The organism is Dyella marensis (assembly GCF_049532885.1).
Lineage (GTDB): Bacteria > Pseudomonadota > Gammaproteobacteria > Xanthomonadales > Rhodanobacteraceae > Dyella_D > Dyella_D marensis.
In genome coordinates this window covers 2,665,907-2,684,171 of the sequence record NZ_CP064029.1, presented here as the reverse complement: position 1 = coordinate 2,684,171, position 18,265 = coordinate 2,665,907, and the positions used below count along the sequence as shown (strand labels likewise).

3 protein-coding genes (1 of these 3 only partly in view) are annotated in these 18,265 nt (G+C 67.7%); all 3 read right to left on the bottom strand.

The annotated features are described in order from the left end of the window. Window positions 1-30 precede the first annotated feature (30 nt). Window positions 31-681 carry a hypothetical protein gene (locus ISN75_RS11565; protein WP_343820197.1) on the bottom strand — a complete coding sequence of 217 codons (651 nt, stop codon included), beginning with the start codon at window positions 679-681 and terminating at the stop codon, window positions 31-33. Between the two features lie 85 nt (window positions 682-766). Continuing rightward, on the bottom strand, window positions 767-1,483 hold the full coding sequence (locus tag ISN75_RS11560) for a hypothetical protein (protein ID WP_343820196.1): 717 nt from the start codon (window positions 1,481-1,483) through the stop codon (window positions 767-769). Between the two features lie 117 nt (window positions 1,484-1,600). Beyond that, window positions 1,601-18,265, bottom strand: partial view of an Ig-like domain-containing protein gene (locus ISN75_RS11555; protein WP_343820194.1) — the 3' end only. 21,666 nt of this gene lie beyond the right edge of the window; only the last 16,665 of its 38,331 coding nucleotides appear in the window; its start codon lies off the right edge, out of view; its stop codon occupies window positions 1,601-1,603.

The window sequence follows — 18,265 nt, the reverse complement described above, 5'->3', positions numbered from 1 at the left end:
GGGCGCGGCGCGGTCTCGCGCCGCGTTTCCTCAGGGCGTGGGTTGGGCAGGCGGCTGTGGCGAAGGCTGCGCGGATGCCTGTTCGGGCGGCTGCGCGGATGTCTGGTAGGTGGGAAAACCCTCCGGCACGCGGTTGTCCCGCGGCACCGCCTTGCCGATCAGCTTCTTGTCCGACAGGCCCCCCACCTGCGCGGGCGTCTGCCCGTCGCACAGATGGGTTTCGGTATGGCCGTGGTTGTCGACCAGCACACCGCTGCTTTCGTAACCGACCGCGCCCTCCGCGGGCGAGCTGGTTTCCGAGAACACCGTGAAGCTGGAGCGGCCGTCGCTGAGGCGCAGATAGGTCAGCGTGCCGCCAGCGCCATTGCTGGCCTGGTTGCCGCTGGCGAACAGGCGCGGCGGCACCGGTTCCGCTTCGTTGGGGAAATCCGCTTCCAGGTTGCGCTCGGTGCCGTAGCGGTAGCGCAGCTCGTCGTAGGTGTCATTGCCCGGCGTGCCGCACACGGCGATCTGCTTCTGGCCGGAAGAACACGCGAACAGCGTGGTCTGGTTGGCGGGGCAGAGGCTGCCTTGCGTGGGCGCTTCGGACGACGATGATTGCGCGCGCAAATCCGGGGCGGTTGCCGCGGCAAGGCAGGTGAGGGCGACGGCAAGCAGTGCGATGGGGCGATCCGGTGACATGGCGTTCGAACCTCTCCTTGGTGACCGGGCGAGCATACGCCGGTCGGCTGGCGGCCTTCGTGATCCAGGCGGCGGCGCCGCGGATCTATGGCGTATTCATCAGCTGATCGGCGGGGGTTCCATCGGCGGTCCGCATGCTTGCCGCGCAGCTGTAGAAATCGAAGGCGAAATCCTCCAGGTAGCACGCGGGACCACGCGCTACGGCCTCGGCGGGGCGGGTATCGCCCATGCGCTTGAACAACATCTTGCCGGTCGCCAGGTTGAAATCCGTGTCGACCACGGCCGTCGTATCGTGATCGGGCTCGCCGCTGTTGTCGGCACGATGCAGTTTGATCCCGATCAGGCGGAGCCGCCCGTCGACCTGGCGCTTGTACTGGTAAGTCCCCCAGGCGCCGCCCGTGGTCGAGTCCATGCGGATGAACAGGCTTCCGCGTTCGATACGGACGGACGCTTCGATGTCGCTTGCGCTCACGGTCTTGGACAAGGCCTGGACGATCGTCTGGCCATCGGTCCGGCGCGCGATGAGTACGACCTGGAGCCCAGCCGCCGGATGTCGATGCCGGATGATGGCAGCCTGTATCTCGCCGATGCCCGTGAGTTCGCCGGCGACGAGGCCGGTCATCTCATCTTCGCCGCCGGCCAGGGCCTTCTGGAATGCATCGAGGCTGGCGAAGACCCTCCCAGGTTGGACACTCACGGGAGCATTGTCCGCGAGGGCCGGGCAGCTCAAGGCCGCGGCGCCGATGAGCAGCATGGCGGCCAGGCAGGGAAGGGCGCGCTTGGCACGACTTGTCGGTGGCATGAATACGATTTCCTGCAAGGGATCTGGCGAGCCGACCGCACTCTTCGGCAAGCTCCGCTTTAGCTGGTGTGTGCCGCCCACTCGCGCCCGGACCGAAGGCGCGAGTGGGCGGGCTGCTCAATGGGGCTTGGGTACGCTCAGCCCCGTACGCTCCGCCAAATCGTCCTGCACCGGCAACGCTCCGTCCAGCAGGGCATTCCACCAGGTGCCGCCGACGTTGGCTGACGTACCGATGCCACCCTCCGCCGAACCTTGCCAATCGATGGCCGCCGCGCTGTCGTCGGCCGCGCTGCGCCGCACGATGATGTAGCCGCCGCTGCCTGCCGACCACCCGTACACCGCCGCATCGGCCGACACCATCACGCTTTGGCTGTTCCAGCAACCGCCGCCGGCCACCACGTTGAGGCTGATGGTGGCGGTGGCGCTGAGCTTGCCGTCGCTGACCATGTACACGAAGCCGTCGGTGCCGGTATAGCCATGCGCCGGACGGTAGGTGTAGCTGCCGTCGTAGTTGCGCGTCAGCGTGCCGTGCGCGGCCTTGCCCAGGGTGAGCGTCAGGCAGTCGCCGTCCACGTCGCCGATCAGGCAGCCGAAGTCGATGCACACGCTGCCATCCTTCTGCACCTGGAAGCTGGCGTTGCGCGCGGTGGGCGCGTGGTTCACCGGCGCCACCGTGATGCACACCATGGCGGTGTTGGAGTCGGCCGTGCCGTCGCTGTCGCGGTAGCTGAAGCTGTCGGTGCCGTACCAGCCCTTGTTCGGCGTGTAGGTGTAGCTGCCGTCCGGGTTGAGGCTGAGCGTGCCGTGGCAGGGGCCGCAGACGATGCGGGCGGCGAGCTTGTCGCCGTCGGCATCGCTGTCGTTGGCGAGCAGGTCGATGCGCACTGGCGTGCCGGCGTTCGTCGTGGCCTGGTCGTCGCGCGCCACCGGCGCATGGTTCGGCGCCAGCACCGTGATGGTCACGGTGGCCGGAGCCGACTTCAGCTGGCCGTCGTCGGCCACGTACACGAACGTGTCGGTGCCGACGAAGCCCGCCTGCGCGGTATAGCTGAAGCTGCCGTCCCAGTTACGCGTCAGCGTGCCGTGCTTCGGCGTGGCGGTGAGCGTGGCATGCAGGCTGTCGCCATCCACGTCGCTGTCGTTGGCCAGTACGTCGATGCGCGTGGCCTGGCCCGCGCGGGCGGTCACGGCATCGTTGTTGGCCACCGGTGCCTGGTTCACGTGCGCCACGTGGATCCACACCATCGCCGGGTTGGAATCGAACTGGCCGTCGTTGGCGGCGTAGGTGAAGCCGTCCAGGCCGTACCAGTTCGCATCCGGCGTGTAGGTGTAGGTGCCGTCGGCGTTGAGCGCCAGGCTGCCGTGGCTGGGGCCGCACAGGATGCGCGCGGTGAGCGGGTCGCCGTTGATGTCCCAGTCGTTGGCGACCGGATCGATCTTCACCGCTCCGTTCTCGTTGACCCAGGCGCCGTCGTCGAAGGCCAGCGGCGGCAGGTTCGGGCCGAGCACCGTGATGGTGACGGTGGCAAGGTTGGAATCGGCCTTGCCGTCGTTGGCCACGTAGGTGAACGTGTCGGTGCCGGTGTAGCCGCAGTCGGCGGTGTAGCTGAAGCTGCCGTCGGCGTTGTGCACCACGCTGCCGTGCTTCGGTCCCGCCACCATGCGCGAGCTCAGCGCGTCGCCGTCGGCATCCGTGTCGTTGGCAAGCACCCGGATGTTGGCGGTCTGGTTGTTGTGCACGCGTGCCGTATCGTTGGCCGCCACCGGCGCCTGGTTGGCGGAAGCCACCACCAGCCGCACCGTCGCCACGTTGGACAGCGACTTGCCGTCGCTGGCCTGGTAGGTGAGCGTGTCGGTGCCGGTCCAGCTGCCGCTGGAGATATAGCTCAGGCTGCCGTCCGCATTGCGCGTCAGTGTGCCGTGCGCGGGGCCGGACACCAGCACCAGCGACAGCGCATCGCCATCGGCGTCGGTGTCGTTGGACAGCGGGTTGAAGTTCAGCGGCTGGCCCTGCTTGCCGTTGAACGTGTCGTCGTTGGCGACCGGTGCATGGTTGGTGGCGCGCACCGTGATCGTTACCGAGGCAAGCGCCGAATCGACCACGCCATCGTTGGCGACGTAGCTGAAGCTGTCGGTGCCGCTGAAGGCCGCGTTCGGCTTGTAGGTCAGCGTGCCGTCCGCATTCACGGTAAGCGTGCCGTTGGCCGGCTGGCTGACGATGCGCGCGGTGAGGCCGGCGTTGGCGGCGCGGCCGGAACCGGCGTTGACGCCCGTGCTGTTGTCGATGTCGCTGTCGTTGGCCAGCACGTCGATGGTCACCGGCACGCCCTGGTCGGTGGCGGCGGTGTCGTTCACCGCCACCGGCGCGTGATTCACCGGCGTCACCGTCAGCACGATGGTGGCCACGTTGGAATCGGCCGTGCCGTCGTTCACCTTGTAGGTGAAGCTGTCGCCGCCGGCGTAGTACGCCGTGGGCGTGTAGGTGAAGCTGCCATCGGCATTGCGCACCAGCGCGCCGTGCGCCGGACCGCTGACGATCACCACCGACAGCGGATCGCCGTCGACATCCCTGGCGTTGCCGCGCGGGTCGAGCACGATGGCGCCGTCCTCGGCCACCGTGGCTCTGCCGTCCTGGGCCGTGGGCGCATGGTTCACCGGCGTCACGGTCAGGGTGATGGTGGCGACGTTGGAATCGGCGGTGCCGTCGTTGACCTTGTAGCTGAAGCTGTCGCTGCCGCGGTACAGCGCGTCCGGCACGTAGGTGAAGCTGCCGTCGGCGTTCTGCGTGAGCGTGCCATGGGCCGGGCCGCTGACGATGACGGCGGTGAGCGCATCGCCGTCGACGTCGCTGGCATCGCTGCGCGGATCCAGCGTCAGGCTGCCGTCCTCCGGCAAGGTGGCATCGGCATTGGCGGCGGTCGGCGCGTGGTTGATCGGCGTCACGGTGATCTTCACCGTGGCGACGTTCGAATCCACCGTGCCGTCGTTCACCTTGTAGCTGAAGCTGTCGTCGCCGCGGTACAGCGCATCCGGCACGTACTGGTAGCTGCCGTCGGCCAGGCGGGTAAGGGTGCCGTGCTGCGGGCCGCTGACGATCACCGTGCTCAATGCATCGCCGTCGACGTCGCTGGCGCCGCTGCGCGGATCGATCGCCAGCAGGCCTTCCTCGGCCACGACGGCGTTGAGGTCGGCCACCGTCGGCGCGTGGTTCACCGGATCCATGGTGAAGGTCAGCGTCGCCACGGCCGAGGTGAGCTGCCCGTCGCTCAGCTGGTAGCTGAAGCTGTCGGTGCCGCGGTACAGCGCGTCCGGCGTGTAGGTGAAGCTGCCGTCGGCGTTGAACTGCAGGCTGCCGTGCTGCGGGCCGCTGACCAGCACCGCGGTGAGCGGATCGCCGTCGACGTCGGTGCCGTAGCTCAGCACCTGGCCGCTGTAGGCCTGTTCCTCCGGCGTATGCACCTGCGCATTGATGGCGATCGGCGCGTGGTTGACGTGGATCACCACCAGGCTGACGGTGGCCACCGGCGAATCCGCGGTGCCGTCGTTGGCGACGTAGGTGAAGCTGTCGTCGCCGTAGAACAGCGCGCCCGGCGTGTAGGTGTAGGTGCCATCCGCGTTCTGCGTCAGCGAGCCGTGCTGCGGCTGGTTGACGATGCGGTAGGTGAGGGCGTCGCCATCCGCGTCCGAGCTCAACGGACGCAGGTCGACGATCGCCGTGCCGTCCTCCTGCAGCGTCACCGTCAGGTCGTTCGCACCCGGCGCATGGTTCACGTGCGCGATGGCGAGGTTGACCGTGGCGAGGTTGGACTGCGCCTTACCGTTGTCGAGCAGGTAGGTGAAGCTGTCGTTGCCGTAGTACAGCGCGTCGGGCACGTAGGTGAAGCTGCCGTCGGCGTTGAAGGTGAGCGTGCCATGCGCCGGGCCGGTGACCACGGTGGGCGTGGCGCCGGCGGCGTTGACGTCGTTGCCGAGCACGTTGAAGTTGACGGCGGTGTCTTCCTGGTCCTGCACCAGGTCGTCGTTGGCCTGCGGCAGGCCCATCAGGGCCACGTCGCTGACGGTGACGTGGCTGCCGGCGGGGCCGAAGCCGAGCAGGTCGAACGACAGGTTCACCGCGGTGCCGGCGGCGATGCCGCGCAGGTCGACCAGATACGTGCGGCTGCCGTCGGCATTCGTCACATAGCTGACGCCCTGCGCGACGTGCGCCCGACCGTCGCCCTGCAGGTTGAGCAGCGCGTCGGTGCGGCTCAAGTCGATGCTGCCGCCGAGCGAAGCGCCGGTGAGCGCATCGAGCAGGGCTGCCTCGAACGCGTCTTCCGGCATGTCGCCCGGGTTCTGCAGAGTGACGCCGCTGACGGTGAAGCGCAAGAACTGGTCGTTGGCGCTGACCACGAAGGCCTGGCTCAGGCGGGTCTGGCTCGTCGGGCTCTCTTCCAGCGTGGCGCCTGCGGTGTCCGCGTGTACGTTGCCGCCGCTGCTCCAGCCCTGCAGGCTGCCCATGCCGCCGTTCTCGAGCGTGGGATTGGCCACGATCGAGGCGGTTGTGTCGCCGGCTGGGCCTTGCGTCGCCGCGGCGATGCCCTGGGTGACGGTTACTGCCGTCGTGCCGGTCGCTTGCGCTTGCGTCGTGGTGGTGCCGGCCGCCTTCATTTGGCTGATGAGCTGCATCATCTGCGTCAGTTCGGCCGCCGTCGGCAGCCTGCGTTCACCGACCTTCAGCTCCGCGCCCATGAAGTCCGCGGCGTCGGCGCTGTGCTGCATGCCCAGCGCGTGGCCATATTCGTGCAGAAGGACGCTGAGCAGATCCATCTTGTTGGCCGCCGCGCTGCCTGCCTTGGCGATCCAGACGTTGGGATCGGCGGTCGGCAGGTAGTCGTCGTTGCTGCCGATATTGCCCAGGTACCAGCCGTTGCCCGCCGCACTCAGGTCGAGCGTGATGACGGCCTGCGCGTCCGTGCCCTGGGTCTGTCCGACGACGCCACCTGCGAGGTCGTCCAGCGATCCCAGAGCGCCGACCGCAGCCTGGACCACGCCGGCCAGGTCCGTGCCCGCCGCCGTCTGCGACCAGCTGCTGACGTCCGCCAGGGATGGCGTATTGACGATCGTGCCGCCGCCGGCGTCGGCGCTGTTCCCGGCGACCGAATCCTCGGTCAGCGGCGCGATCGTGACGATACTCTGCCGGGTCGGCGGGCGTAGCGAGATGCCGAACTGGTTCTCGTAACCCTTCTGGCTAGTGGCCTTGATGCCCAGGGCACTGAGGACGTCGGTCATGTTGCCGTAGGCGTTGCCGTTGAAGATCGCCTTCTGCGCATCGCGCCAGTCTTGTTCGCGCTTGTCCTCGTTCTTGGCCTTGGCGTTGATCGGCAGGGTGATGTCGCGCTTGAAGGCGGCGTTGTCGCCGAAATTCACCGAATCAGCAGCGACGGCGAGGTTGTGGCCGTTGTGCATGGTAAAGAACCATGCGGCCGACAGGACGGCCAGGCGTGGATCGCTGGCGATCGCCGACGGATCGCTGATCAGGGTGCTGCTGGCAGGGCGGACGAGGACGTCGGCCTGCGCCTGCGTGATGAGACCCGCGGTCACCAGGCCGTTCACGGCGGCCTGGTAGTTGTCTCGCCCGGTGAGCTGGATCAGGCCGCGTCCCCGGAATACCCAGGCGTCCTGGTCCTTGGCTGCGCGCGTGGGATTCCAGACGTTGCCGTTGGTGGTCTTGTACACGACGTTGGCGATGTCGATCTGGCCGGCTTCGTCCACCGCCGGTCCGGTGGACAGTTTGATCCGGTGTCCCTTCGCATCGCGCTTGATCGTGCCGTCGGCATTGCGCGAGTAGACATCGGTGCGACCATACGAGTCGCCCAGGGGCGGATTGCCGGCGGCCATGACCGAATAGGTGTCCTTCAGGCCCTCGTGGTCGTAGTTGAAACCTTCGGTCTGCGCGTGCAGTCCGCCGGATTCTTCCTTCACCTGGCCAAGGAAGGCCGCGATGCGCTTGGGCGTATTGATGCCGAAGGCCTTCATGGCCTCGTTCAGCGGATCGACGTAGGGGGTGACCTCGGCCTCCGAGCGCCCCATGATCGCGGCCAGCACTTTGGGGGTCATCTTGTAGCTAATGCCTTCGCCGCCCAGCAGCAGGCTGCTGGCATCGATCAGCCCGGTCGCCTGCTTGCCATCACCGAACAGGGCGGCGCGGATCAGGTCCTGGTTGCCCGAACCGGAGAGCTGGATGTTGTTCCATGCCCCCGCGCTGGTGCCCTGCTGCGTGGCCGTATAGACCGCGAGGAAGTCGCCCAGGGCATATTTCTGGTTATTGGCGCCCTGCGAGTTGTCGGTCGCGCCGTTGGTATTGGTGCGATTGGGGTTGACCAGCAGATTGGCCAGCGCCTGGGCGTTGTCCTCGTTCCATTTCTTGGTGTTGAGCGCGTCCGTGATGCCGCCGTTGTTCTGCATCAGGCCGAACAACAGCTCGTCCGGATCGACCTGTTGCTGGTTGCCCTTGTCGTTACCGGTCGGCTTGGACGACACGTACTGCGGATCGATGCCGAGGTTGAGCGCCATGCCCAACTCGCCGGCGCCGTTGAACAGCAGGGGTTGGCCGCCGTGCATCGCGCTGCCGGCCGCCGAACCGGTGGCCGCACCGGCCGAGGCGATCATCAGGTCGAAGGTCCAGCTGGTGCCATACACCGAGCCGGTCGCCGCCGTCTGCAGGTTCTTCCACTGGGTTGCCGTGCCTAGGCGCGCGTTGCTTTCCTGGAAGCCGCCGGCCGGATTACTGGCGAAGAACTGCATCCAGTGCGGGGCGTTGTAGGAGTTCAGCCACTGCACGTCATCGCCGTTGCTGTCCAGGGTCTTGAACGTGTAGTTGCCGAACTTGTTGTTGGTGGCGCTGTAGTGGACGATCTTGTCGAACAGCTGCAGGGCGCGGCCTTCCGCTTCGCCGAGCACGCCGTCTTCCACGAACTCCACCGGCTGATTGAGCGCGGTCCCGTTCATGCCCATGGCCGGTATGCCCAGATACTTCAGGCGCTGCTCGACCCTCCACACATCCAGCGCCTGGGCATCGGTGGTAGCGGGTGCGCCGACCTTGACGTCGGCGGACAGGGTGAAGGCCGAATAGCCCGGATTGTCCAGGTTGCGGTCGCCGGTCAGGGCATTGACGCCCACTCCCGGCGCATCCGTGGCGTTGACGGTGAGCTTGATGCTGTGACCGCCCTGCGCGATGCCTGCCAGATCCTTCTTCAGCGTGTAACTGATTTCGAAGGTGCCGGACTTCGCCGCCAGAGCCATGCCCAGGCGCAAGCTGGTTTCGTCGGCATCGGTGAGGTTGGGCGCGACATAGAACAGGCCGCTGCTGGCGAAGCCGCTGGCATCGCTGACGATGCTCTTAGCTGCGCCGCCGCCGCGAGTGACCAGGGTCACGCCGCGGGAGGCTGCGGTATCGGCGCCGCTGTAGCGGTCGATCTCGGCGGGCAGGAGCGAGAACTGGTCCAGGTTGACCATGAGCTCGGTGATCTGGCTTTGCTTGGCCGCGACCTGAGCCTGCTGTGCCGGGGTCAGCTTCGCATAAGGCGAGGGCAGGCCGAGGATGGCGTAGGCGATCACCTTCTTGGCGTCGATATTGATTACGTCACCCAGGCGGTCATAGTCGACCTTTGCCTCCGTAGGCGGCGGATCGAAGGTGGTGCTCGCCGGCGGCGCTGCCGTGCCGCCGGGCGGCGGGATCAGCTGTTCGGCGTCGCCGGGCAGGGTGATGTGCTTGGACTGGCGGTCCTGGTCGGGCAGGGCGAGCGCGGCCTGGATCAGTTCGTCCACGCTCCAGGCATGGTTCTGGTTCGGGTTCTGCTGGCTTTGCGTGATGTCGCTGCCGAAGCCGCCCTTGAGCTGGCCGAGCAGCACCTTGCCATCGGCCGATACGCTCAGATCGATGATGCCGTAGCCGTCGAGCGGCAGGGTTGCGCCGAGGAATTGCGGCGTACCGCCGATGCCAAAGGGGTCCTTGATGATGCCGAGCTTGCCGCCGACGTTGACCTTCTTGGCGCTCGCGCTGCCGCCGACCGCCACCGGCGGGCCGAACGGCGAGAAGATGAAGTCCGGTGCCTCGAACATCGCCTTCCAGTACGGATCGTTGAAGTTGTAGTTGTCGTCCGCGACGATCGCGTACTCCACGCCATCCACTTTCACCAGCACGGCGCTCTGCGCGCGCTGGATGTCCAGGCGGTCGATCTGGACGGCATTGTCCGGCTGCGACATCTGGATCGCGGTCATCGTCGCCGACAAGATATGGCCGTTGCCGTCGCGCGTGATGACCAGGGTGGACAGGCCACGGTTGTAGTCGGCGATATCGGTGACCAGATAGCGGTTCGGATCCGCCGTGGCGCTGACCGTCTGCGGCGACTTGCCGCTGATCCCGTCGCCGGGCAAGGCCGCGACGATGGGCGGCGCGATCTGGCCGGTGCGGAAGTTGAGAGTGGAAAGATCCAGCACCAGCACATTGCCGCGCTTGTTCGGATCGCCCAGCGAAACGCTGTTCGGATTGACCGGCACCGCAACCACCAGGGTCTTGCCATCCGGACCGATAGTCATGCCGCTGATGCCCAGCGGCGAGGACTCCACGCCGGTGCCCTGGATCGACACGCACTGGTTGTAGGTGGGGCTGGCCGGATCGATGTCCATCACGCGCAATTGGTTGCCCGCGGCGCCGCTGCCGAAGCTCTGGCCTTCGGCGATGAACAGCAGGTCGCCGGAAGAGATCAGGCTGGTGATGTTGTGGCCGCCAGGGATGGCGATCGTGCTGATCAACCGGAAGGTCACGGTGTCGATGACATAGACGACACCGTTGCCGCCGACGTAGCAGCGCGAAAGATCGCCGGAGAATGCGATGTCCTGGACTTTGTTGCCGGTGAGGTAGGTGCCGTCCAGGTCATTGGGCGAGCCGAGCAAGTCGAGCAGAGCTACCTGCGCGATCGTGCTCTGGTCGTGCTCGCGCACGAATTGCACGCCGGTGCGGGTGAGGATGGCCGCCATGTTGGGCTGTGGCCGGATCGACACGACGTTGCCGGCGAATTCCAGCGGAGCGCTGTCGGTGAGCGTGCCGGAGCCGCCCATGGTCTGCGTGGATATCTTGCGGACCAGCTGCCAGCGCACGCTGCCGACGGCAATGTCCTGCGGCGGCGTGATGCTGATGTCGCCCTGGGTGCCGCCGGGCAGGGTCTGCACGTCGCGATGCGAGCCGTCGGGGAACAGCACGCGCAGTACCAGATCGCCGGCGAAGGCGCCGGGATCGGCGCTGGCGATGGTGAACTTCAGCGTGCCCTGGTCGCTGTCCGCGCTGGCGCTGCTGATGTTCGGCACCACCACGTGACCATAGGGCGTCGTCGCCGGCGGCAGCGCATCGCTGACGTCTAGGTGGTAGGTATCGCCCGGGGCCACTTGCGGCAACGGAATGTCGGCGAATTGCGGCACGCCGAAGTGGTAGCTGCCGGCGGTGATCGTCGTGGCCGCGCTGGCGATGATGCCGATGATTTCCGAAGACACGTCGATGCCGGCCAGGCCGCCGGCGAGGCTGATGCCCAGGCCGCCGAACGTGGCCCAGTCGCCGATGCCGACGCCCAGGTCGAAGCTCGAACCCACCACGCCCGGCAGGCGGCGGCACACCACGTACTCGCCCGAGCTGTCCAGGCCGCTGTAGGGCGGGCTGGCGGTGCGCGCGATGCCGTCGCTGCCGACGTGGCCGTTGTCCACCAGCCACCAGGTGTCGTGATAAAGACCGTCCGCGCCAAGCACGCTGCCCTTGCGCAGGAAGATCACCTCTTCGCCCGGTTGAACCAGTGCGCTGTCCTGCACGGGGATCGCGAGCTGCAGCGGATACCTGGTGGCGGCGTCGCCGATGTCGAGGCGGAACGCACCCAGCGCCTGCAGCACGCCCGGTGCCGGCGGCGCGAGCCCCGTGCTCTGCTGGATCTGTCCGATGTCGATGCGACGGATCGCGACCGCTGCGTCGGCAGGCAGCACGCCGGCGCCGATCATCACGGTTTCGCCGCTGGCGGCGCTGACGTTGCCGCCCAGTGCGTGATCGACCACCACCTGTTGCGGTGCCGCCGTGCCATCGTCGTCGTCGGTGAGCTGCGCGGCTTCCACATGCAGGGTTACCGTGGCCTGGCCGATGCGTTGTGCGGCGATGGTGCCGTCGATATCGACGCTGCTGCCCAGGAAGATCACCGTGATGGTGACCGTGCCCGGCCGCAGGGCCGTGATCAAGCCCGTGGTGCTGACGGTGGCGATGCTTTCGTCGCTGGAGACGTAGCGCGTGCCGCTGCTGCTGTCCGGCCGGGCCTGGCTGATGTCCTGTACCGCGTGGCCGGTGACCGGGTCGGTCAGCTGCACCTTGAGCTGGCGGGTGCCGTCGGGCACCAGCGACAAGGTGTCGGGATAGACGTCCGGAGTAACCACCAGGTCGGCTCCGGGCACGTCGCCGTCTTCGTCCGGGAGCGCGATGCCATTGACGGCAAGCACGGCGCTGACCGTATGCCCGCTGGCATCGGTATGCGTGGCCACGATCAGGCCGGGGCCGGCGCCGCGGCATACGAGCAGATCGCGGTCGTCGCTGACGCTGAACGCGCCGGTGAAGATGCCACCCATGGCCGTGAGGTCTTGCGCGGCGAGCGACAGGTAGGCGGGATCGTCGCTTACGTCGACGCCAGCCTGGTCTTCGAAGTCCACTGTCATGCGCACCGGCACGGTCTGGCCGGGGGCCAGGTCGGGCAGGGGCTGGATGTGGATGGCGGTCAACCTGGCGCTGCTGATCGCCACGTGGATCTCGATCGGAGCGCTCGCGCCGTAGCCGTCGTCGGCCCGCACGAAGATGCTTGCATCGCCGCTATAGCCCGGCTCCGGCACGAAGATCAGGGTGTGGCCATCGGCGCCCAGCCGCGCCGTCCCGTGAGTGGCGCTGAGTACGGTCCAGAACAGCGCGTCGCCATCCTGGTCGCGCGCGACGTCGGCCAGCGAAATGCCGGCGGCCAGGCCGGTATGCGTGGACAGGATCGCTGTCGTGGCGGCGGGTGCCGGCGGCAGGTTGGCGTGGAAGCCGTAATTGGCATAGAGCAGCTGGCGGTCGGCCTGATCGACCACGCCATTGCCGTCCAGATCGCCGGCCAGGTTGCCGCTGGCGGCGTCCTGCGCCCACAGCGCACTGTCGGCGCCGTCGATCGTTCCATTGCCGTCGAGGTCGCCGGCGATCGTGACGCGCACGTTGGCGGCCCCGTCGCCGTGCAGGCGCAGCAGTTTCAGGCCTGCTTCGGTGATGCGTACGATCCAGGTGTGCACGCCATCGTGGATGGTGCTGCCAAGGACGTCGCCGCCTACCACGTCGAGCGTAGCCTGCGCGTCGCTCCATTGCGCGCTCACTGCCACCAGCACTGCGCCTTGCGCCCCAGGCGTCTTCACCGTGGAGGCGAGCTCGCTTTCGCGAACCTGGAACGCCAGCGTGGTCTGCGCGCCGGCCTGCAGGTTGCCGCTCCACTGATTGGCGCCGCTGTTGCCCATCCAACCTGCCGCGGTGCCGAGATTGGCGGCGATCGGATCCGCATACGGCAGGCCATCGGTGCCGTAGCCGTAGGGGACGCCGGTGCCGTTGCTGTTCACCTCGCGCACCAGGACCAGCTGGCCCTTGCTGTCGTAGCGATAGGCGGTGCTGCGAGTGCCGTCGACGCCGGGTCCGGTGACCAGGACCACGCGCCCCTGCGCATCGCGGATGAAGTCCACGCGGTCTTGCGCGTTGCCGTTTACCAGCGCGACGCCAGCGTCGGAAATCTGCCATTGCGTGCCGTCGGCGAATTGCGCGCCGGTCAGCCGTCCATCGCTGCCGAGCAGGTAGCGGGTACCGTCCGGCGCAACCAGGATAAAGCCACCGGGACGCCAAGGCAGTCCGCTGTCCTGGCCGAACAGCTGGCTACCGAGCTTCTGCAGTGGCGGTGCGTCCTGCACCAGCAGCTGCCAGCCCTGATCGCCCGTGAAGCTCGCCTGATAGGCGCGCGGTGCGCCCTGGCCGCCGGCGACGGCGACGGCGAGCGGAGCAGTGCCGAGGGTGAAGGACAAGTTGACGAGCGGCGCGGTTGGATTGGCCAGATCGGCCGGCATCTGCAGCCATACTCGCGCGCCGACCATCCAGGCCGCGGTGGCGCCGGTAGCCGTCTGCGCCAGTTGGTCGGTGCTCAGGTCGGACTGGAAGCCCTGCCATGTCCAGTTGCCGAAGTCGCCGGTGCTGGTGCCGTCGGTGCCACGCGTCAGCGCGAGCTGATGGCCGCCGAGCTGGTACACGCCATCGCTGACCTGCGTGTACGGGTACGACTTGGTCGCGCTGTCTACCACCAGGCGCGCATCGATCTCACTGCTGCGGCCGCTGAGATCCCACGCGGTGAGGCGCAGGCGATAGACGCCATTGCGGTAGAGGGCCGGGTCGAACATGGCCAGATCGAGCTGCTGGTGCATGGCGATGCCATCGGCATCCTGCGCCGCGATGGTCTGCCATGCGTCCGAGCCGTCGATGGCGATCTGCAGCCGATAACCCATGCTTTGCAGTTCGTCGATGCTCGCCTGCAACTGGGCTGCGGAGGAAAGCACCAGCGGCTGGCCGCTGGCCGCGGCGCCGGCCAGCGCGCCTGTCCAGGCCAGCGCAGGCGCCGCCGTATCGGCCGGATCGCGGATCAGGATGAGCTGCGATCCGGTGCCGACGAAGCCGTCGGCATCCGTCGCCACGGCGCGCACTTCGATCACGCCGGGCTGCGTCGCCTGGATGCGAAAGCGGCCGGAGGCATCGAGCGCCACCGTCTGCCACTGATCGTTGCCCAGGCCTGTGCCGCGCACCTGCACCGTGGTGTAGGCGATCGCGCTGAAGCCGCTGGCGCGCACGGTGACCAGCACCGACTGGCCGGGCAAGGCCGGCGTTCCCGGCACGACGTCGACCAGCACGTCGGGCGCATTGGCGCTGGCGTCGGCGGCTACCCGCAGGGTGAAGGTCTTGCGCACGGTGGCGTTAGCGTCGCTGGCCACGAAGGTGACCACGAAATCGCCGACCTGGCCGGGGCCGGGTGTCCATACCAGCTGTTGCAGAGGGGCGTCGTAGACGGCGCCTTCGGGCAGGCCGGTGAAGCTCACCGCGAGCGCCTGGCTCTGGGCAGCTCCATCCGGGTCGGTCGCCTGCAGGCCGCCGGCCACCGGTGCGCCGCCCAGCTGCACGGGAATGGTCAGTGTCTGGCCGACCGTCACGGCATGGCTGCTTACGCTTACCGTCGGCACGCGGTTGGTGTCGAACACGCGCACGCTGACGGTCTGGGTCGTGGCCAGCGTGCCGTCGGTGGCGCGGAAGGTGAAGGTGAAATCCTTGCTCTGGCCAAGCGCGTTGTCGACCGTGCCGAAGCCCGGCGACCATTCGAAGTAACCGGTGGTGCTGTTGAAGGCCACGCCGGCCGGCGTGGTGTCGTCATAGACCATGCTCAGATGGATCGGATCGCCGTCAGGATCGATGCTGCGCACGTTGAACGACAGCGTGCCGCCTTCGTTCACCAGCTGCAGCGGCAGCGGCAACAGGGCGGGGGCCTGATCGACGTCGGTCACGTGCAGCTCGAAGCTGCGGGTGAAGCTGGCGGCACCATCGCTGGCCGTCACGGTGAAGCGATAGGTGCCAGGGCTCGCGCCGTTGAGATTGTCGCTTTGCGCCGCGAACAGTCCGGGCGTCCAGCGCAGGACGGCGTGGGCGCCGCCGGAGGCGGCCGGCACGTCCAGGCTCATGCCCGGCGGCAGGCCGGCAACCGTCCAGTTGATCAGGTCCGCGTCGGCGTCGCGGGCGAACACGTCCAGCGTCAGCGGCGTTCCTTCGCTGGAAGACAGCTTGATCGGCGTATCCGCGCCGGCGTCCGCCACCGCCGTGCCGTTCAACTGCACTCCGAGTACCTGCGGCGGCGTGTCGGCCGCGCGCACGATGATGCGAATGGTGTGACTGACCACGTTGGGCACCGGATGGTCCGGCGTGGGATAGCCACCGTCGCGCGGGGGCAGGCCGCTGTCGGAAACGGTGATGGTGATGTCATGCGGACCGATGTCGTCGGCGTCCGGCGTCCAGCTCAGCAGCGCGTGGCCGTACTGCGCCTGCATGGTCAGCGACGCACCCAGCGGCAGGCCGCTGGCGGCCAGGCTGAGCTGGTCCTGGTCGGCGTCGCTGATGAGCACGGGCAGGCTGACCGGCTGGCCGGCAACGGCGACGATCTGGCTGGGCAGGACGAATACGGGCGGTTCGGTCTGGCTGCGCACCGTGACCACGAACTGCACCGAGGAAGCCAGCACGCGGGACGGATCGCCATTGCCGTCGTCGAGCGCAATGACGGTCAAGGTGTAATCGCCACGGTCATTGTCGCCGGGAGCGAAATGGATGGTTCCGGTGACGTGGCCATCCGTGCCGGTTGAGTTCTGCGTGAACGTGGCGAAGCGTGGCAGGCCGTTCACCGTGATCTGGAGGGCATTGCCGTCGACGTCGCTGATGTCGACGGGGAGGTCGAGCGTGGCGCCTTGGTTGATGATCGCCGCTGAGATCGGCGCGATGACCGGGGCGCGATTGGTATCCGCCACAACGATCGGAATGACGACCTGCGAGGTTGCCGGAGTACCGGTACCGTCGCCATCGTCGGTGGCGATCACGGTGATGTGGTACGTGCCGGCCTGCTGGTAGCCCGGAGTCCAATCGATCTCGAGCGTATCGGCATCGAAGCTCGCCCCATCGGGAAGGCCAAGCACGCGATAGCTCACCGTTGCCGCGGAAGACGAACCCTGGTCGGTGGCGGGCTTGTCGGTGCCCAGGCGCAGCTTGGGCGCGAAGCCCGGGTTGTCCGGATCGAAGGCGAACACACTGATGCGCAGCGGCTGCCCCTCCATGGTGTTCCACGGGCTGCCGAGGTTGTCGTCGAAGCGCGGTGCGCCATTGGCATTGAGCACGTGCAGCGCGATCGTCTGGGTGGTCGAACGGACCACGGTCGCGCCGCCGGGAAGGGCGAAGGTGGCGGTGAGCGTGACGGCCACACTGTAATCGCCGTGCTGGTCGTAGCCGGGAGTCCAGGCCAGCCAGCCGGTTTCGCTGTTGATGCTCATGCCGCCGGGAAGCGAGGCGGCGCTATACGACAGGGCGATCGTGGTGCCGTCCGCCTGAGTCAAGCCGCCGGGCATCGTGCCGGCCAGCTGGAAGCCGAACGCATCGCCTTCGCGCAGCGTCTGCGGTGCGGGAGGCAACAGCACCGGCGTGGCCCAGGCCTGCTTGACGATGATGTCGAAACGCTCGGTGACCGTGCTGATGCCGTCGCTTACCACGATGGTGACGTCGCGATAGGTGCCGGCCTGGTCGTAGGTCGGCGTCCAGCTCAGCAGGCCGGTGCGCGCGTCGAACGAGGCGCCGGGCGGCAGGTTGCGGATGCTCAGGGTGAGTGCGTCCGCGTCGGCATCGGCAGCGCTCACCGGCAGGGTGAGCGACTGGCCTTCATCCAGCGTGACCGTGCCCTGGTTAGCCAGGATCGGCGCGCGGTTGCCGTTGCTGACCGGAATATGCAGGGTGCGGAGCGCCACGCCGCCGCGGCTGTCCTGCACGCGGATGATCACCAGCGTATCGGCCAGGGCGCGTGTGCCGGGCGTCCAGGTGAGTGTGGCTGTCGAGTGGTAGACGCCGCCATCATCGCGCGCATAGCCGTCGGCTACCTGCAGGGTCATGCCCTCCGGCGCCTGCACCACCTGCCAGTAGAAGCGGGTGCCGTCGCTGTCCGCGGCGTCGAGTTGTGCCTGCCACGGCTGGCCGACGGTCGCCGGCGTATCGAAGCTGTCGGTGTCGTAATCGACTGCCGTCGTCGGGCTGGCCGCTTCGCCACTGTCGTCGCCGCTGTCCTCGGCATCGCCATTGGCGGGCGCCGCCGGGATCGTGACGACCACGCCCAGCCGTGGCGGCATGTTGGCTTCGGGCACGGCGTAGATGCCGTGGCCGAGATTGAACTTGGCCAGGTCGGCCAGGCCGCCGGTGAAGTGGCTCGCGGGCACCACGCTCACGGTGAGATCGGCCAGGGAAGCCCCGACCGCCAGCTTGCCGCCCAGCGCCTGCAGTGCGGCCGTGAGATCGATCACCCACAGGTCTGGGTTGTCGCTGGCGCCCTGCGTGGCGCCCACGATGGCGCCGCCGAAATAAGCGCCCGGATCCAGCAGCAGCATCAACGGACCATGCAGGTCGTCGCTGCCGATATTGGTGAGCTTGATGTCGTAGCTGACCTCGCCGGTAACGTGGTCGGCGCGCGTATTGCTGAAGGCGATCTGCAAATGGCTGCTCATGTCCAGCAGCGCCGTGAAGCCGCTGACGCTGTCCTGCCCAATGCGCAGCTGCGCGGCGCTGCGCATATTGCCGTTGATGGTGAGCTGGTAATGGCCGGCGGGCAGGCCGGTGACGTCCAGGTACGCGGTATGGGTGGCGGCATCCCAGCGCACGCTGTTCGGCGTGATGGTGGTGCCGCTGCCGATCAGCTGGAAGTTGTCCGCATCGAGCACGCTCGACGCGTCGCTCAGCGCCGACTGCGCATCCGTGCCCAGCCACATGTCCTGGTCGAACTGCACCGCGATCTGCCCCACCGGCAGCGGCACCAGTGCGCCGTCCGGCACGCTGGTGGCGATCACCTTCGGCGCGCGCGCCGGGGCGATCTCGTCGATGTGGTGCGTTTCGGCGACCAGGATGCGGCCGTCGGCGGTGGTGAGGATCGCCTCGCCCTG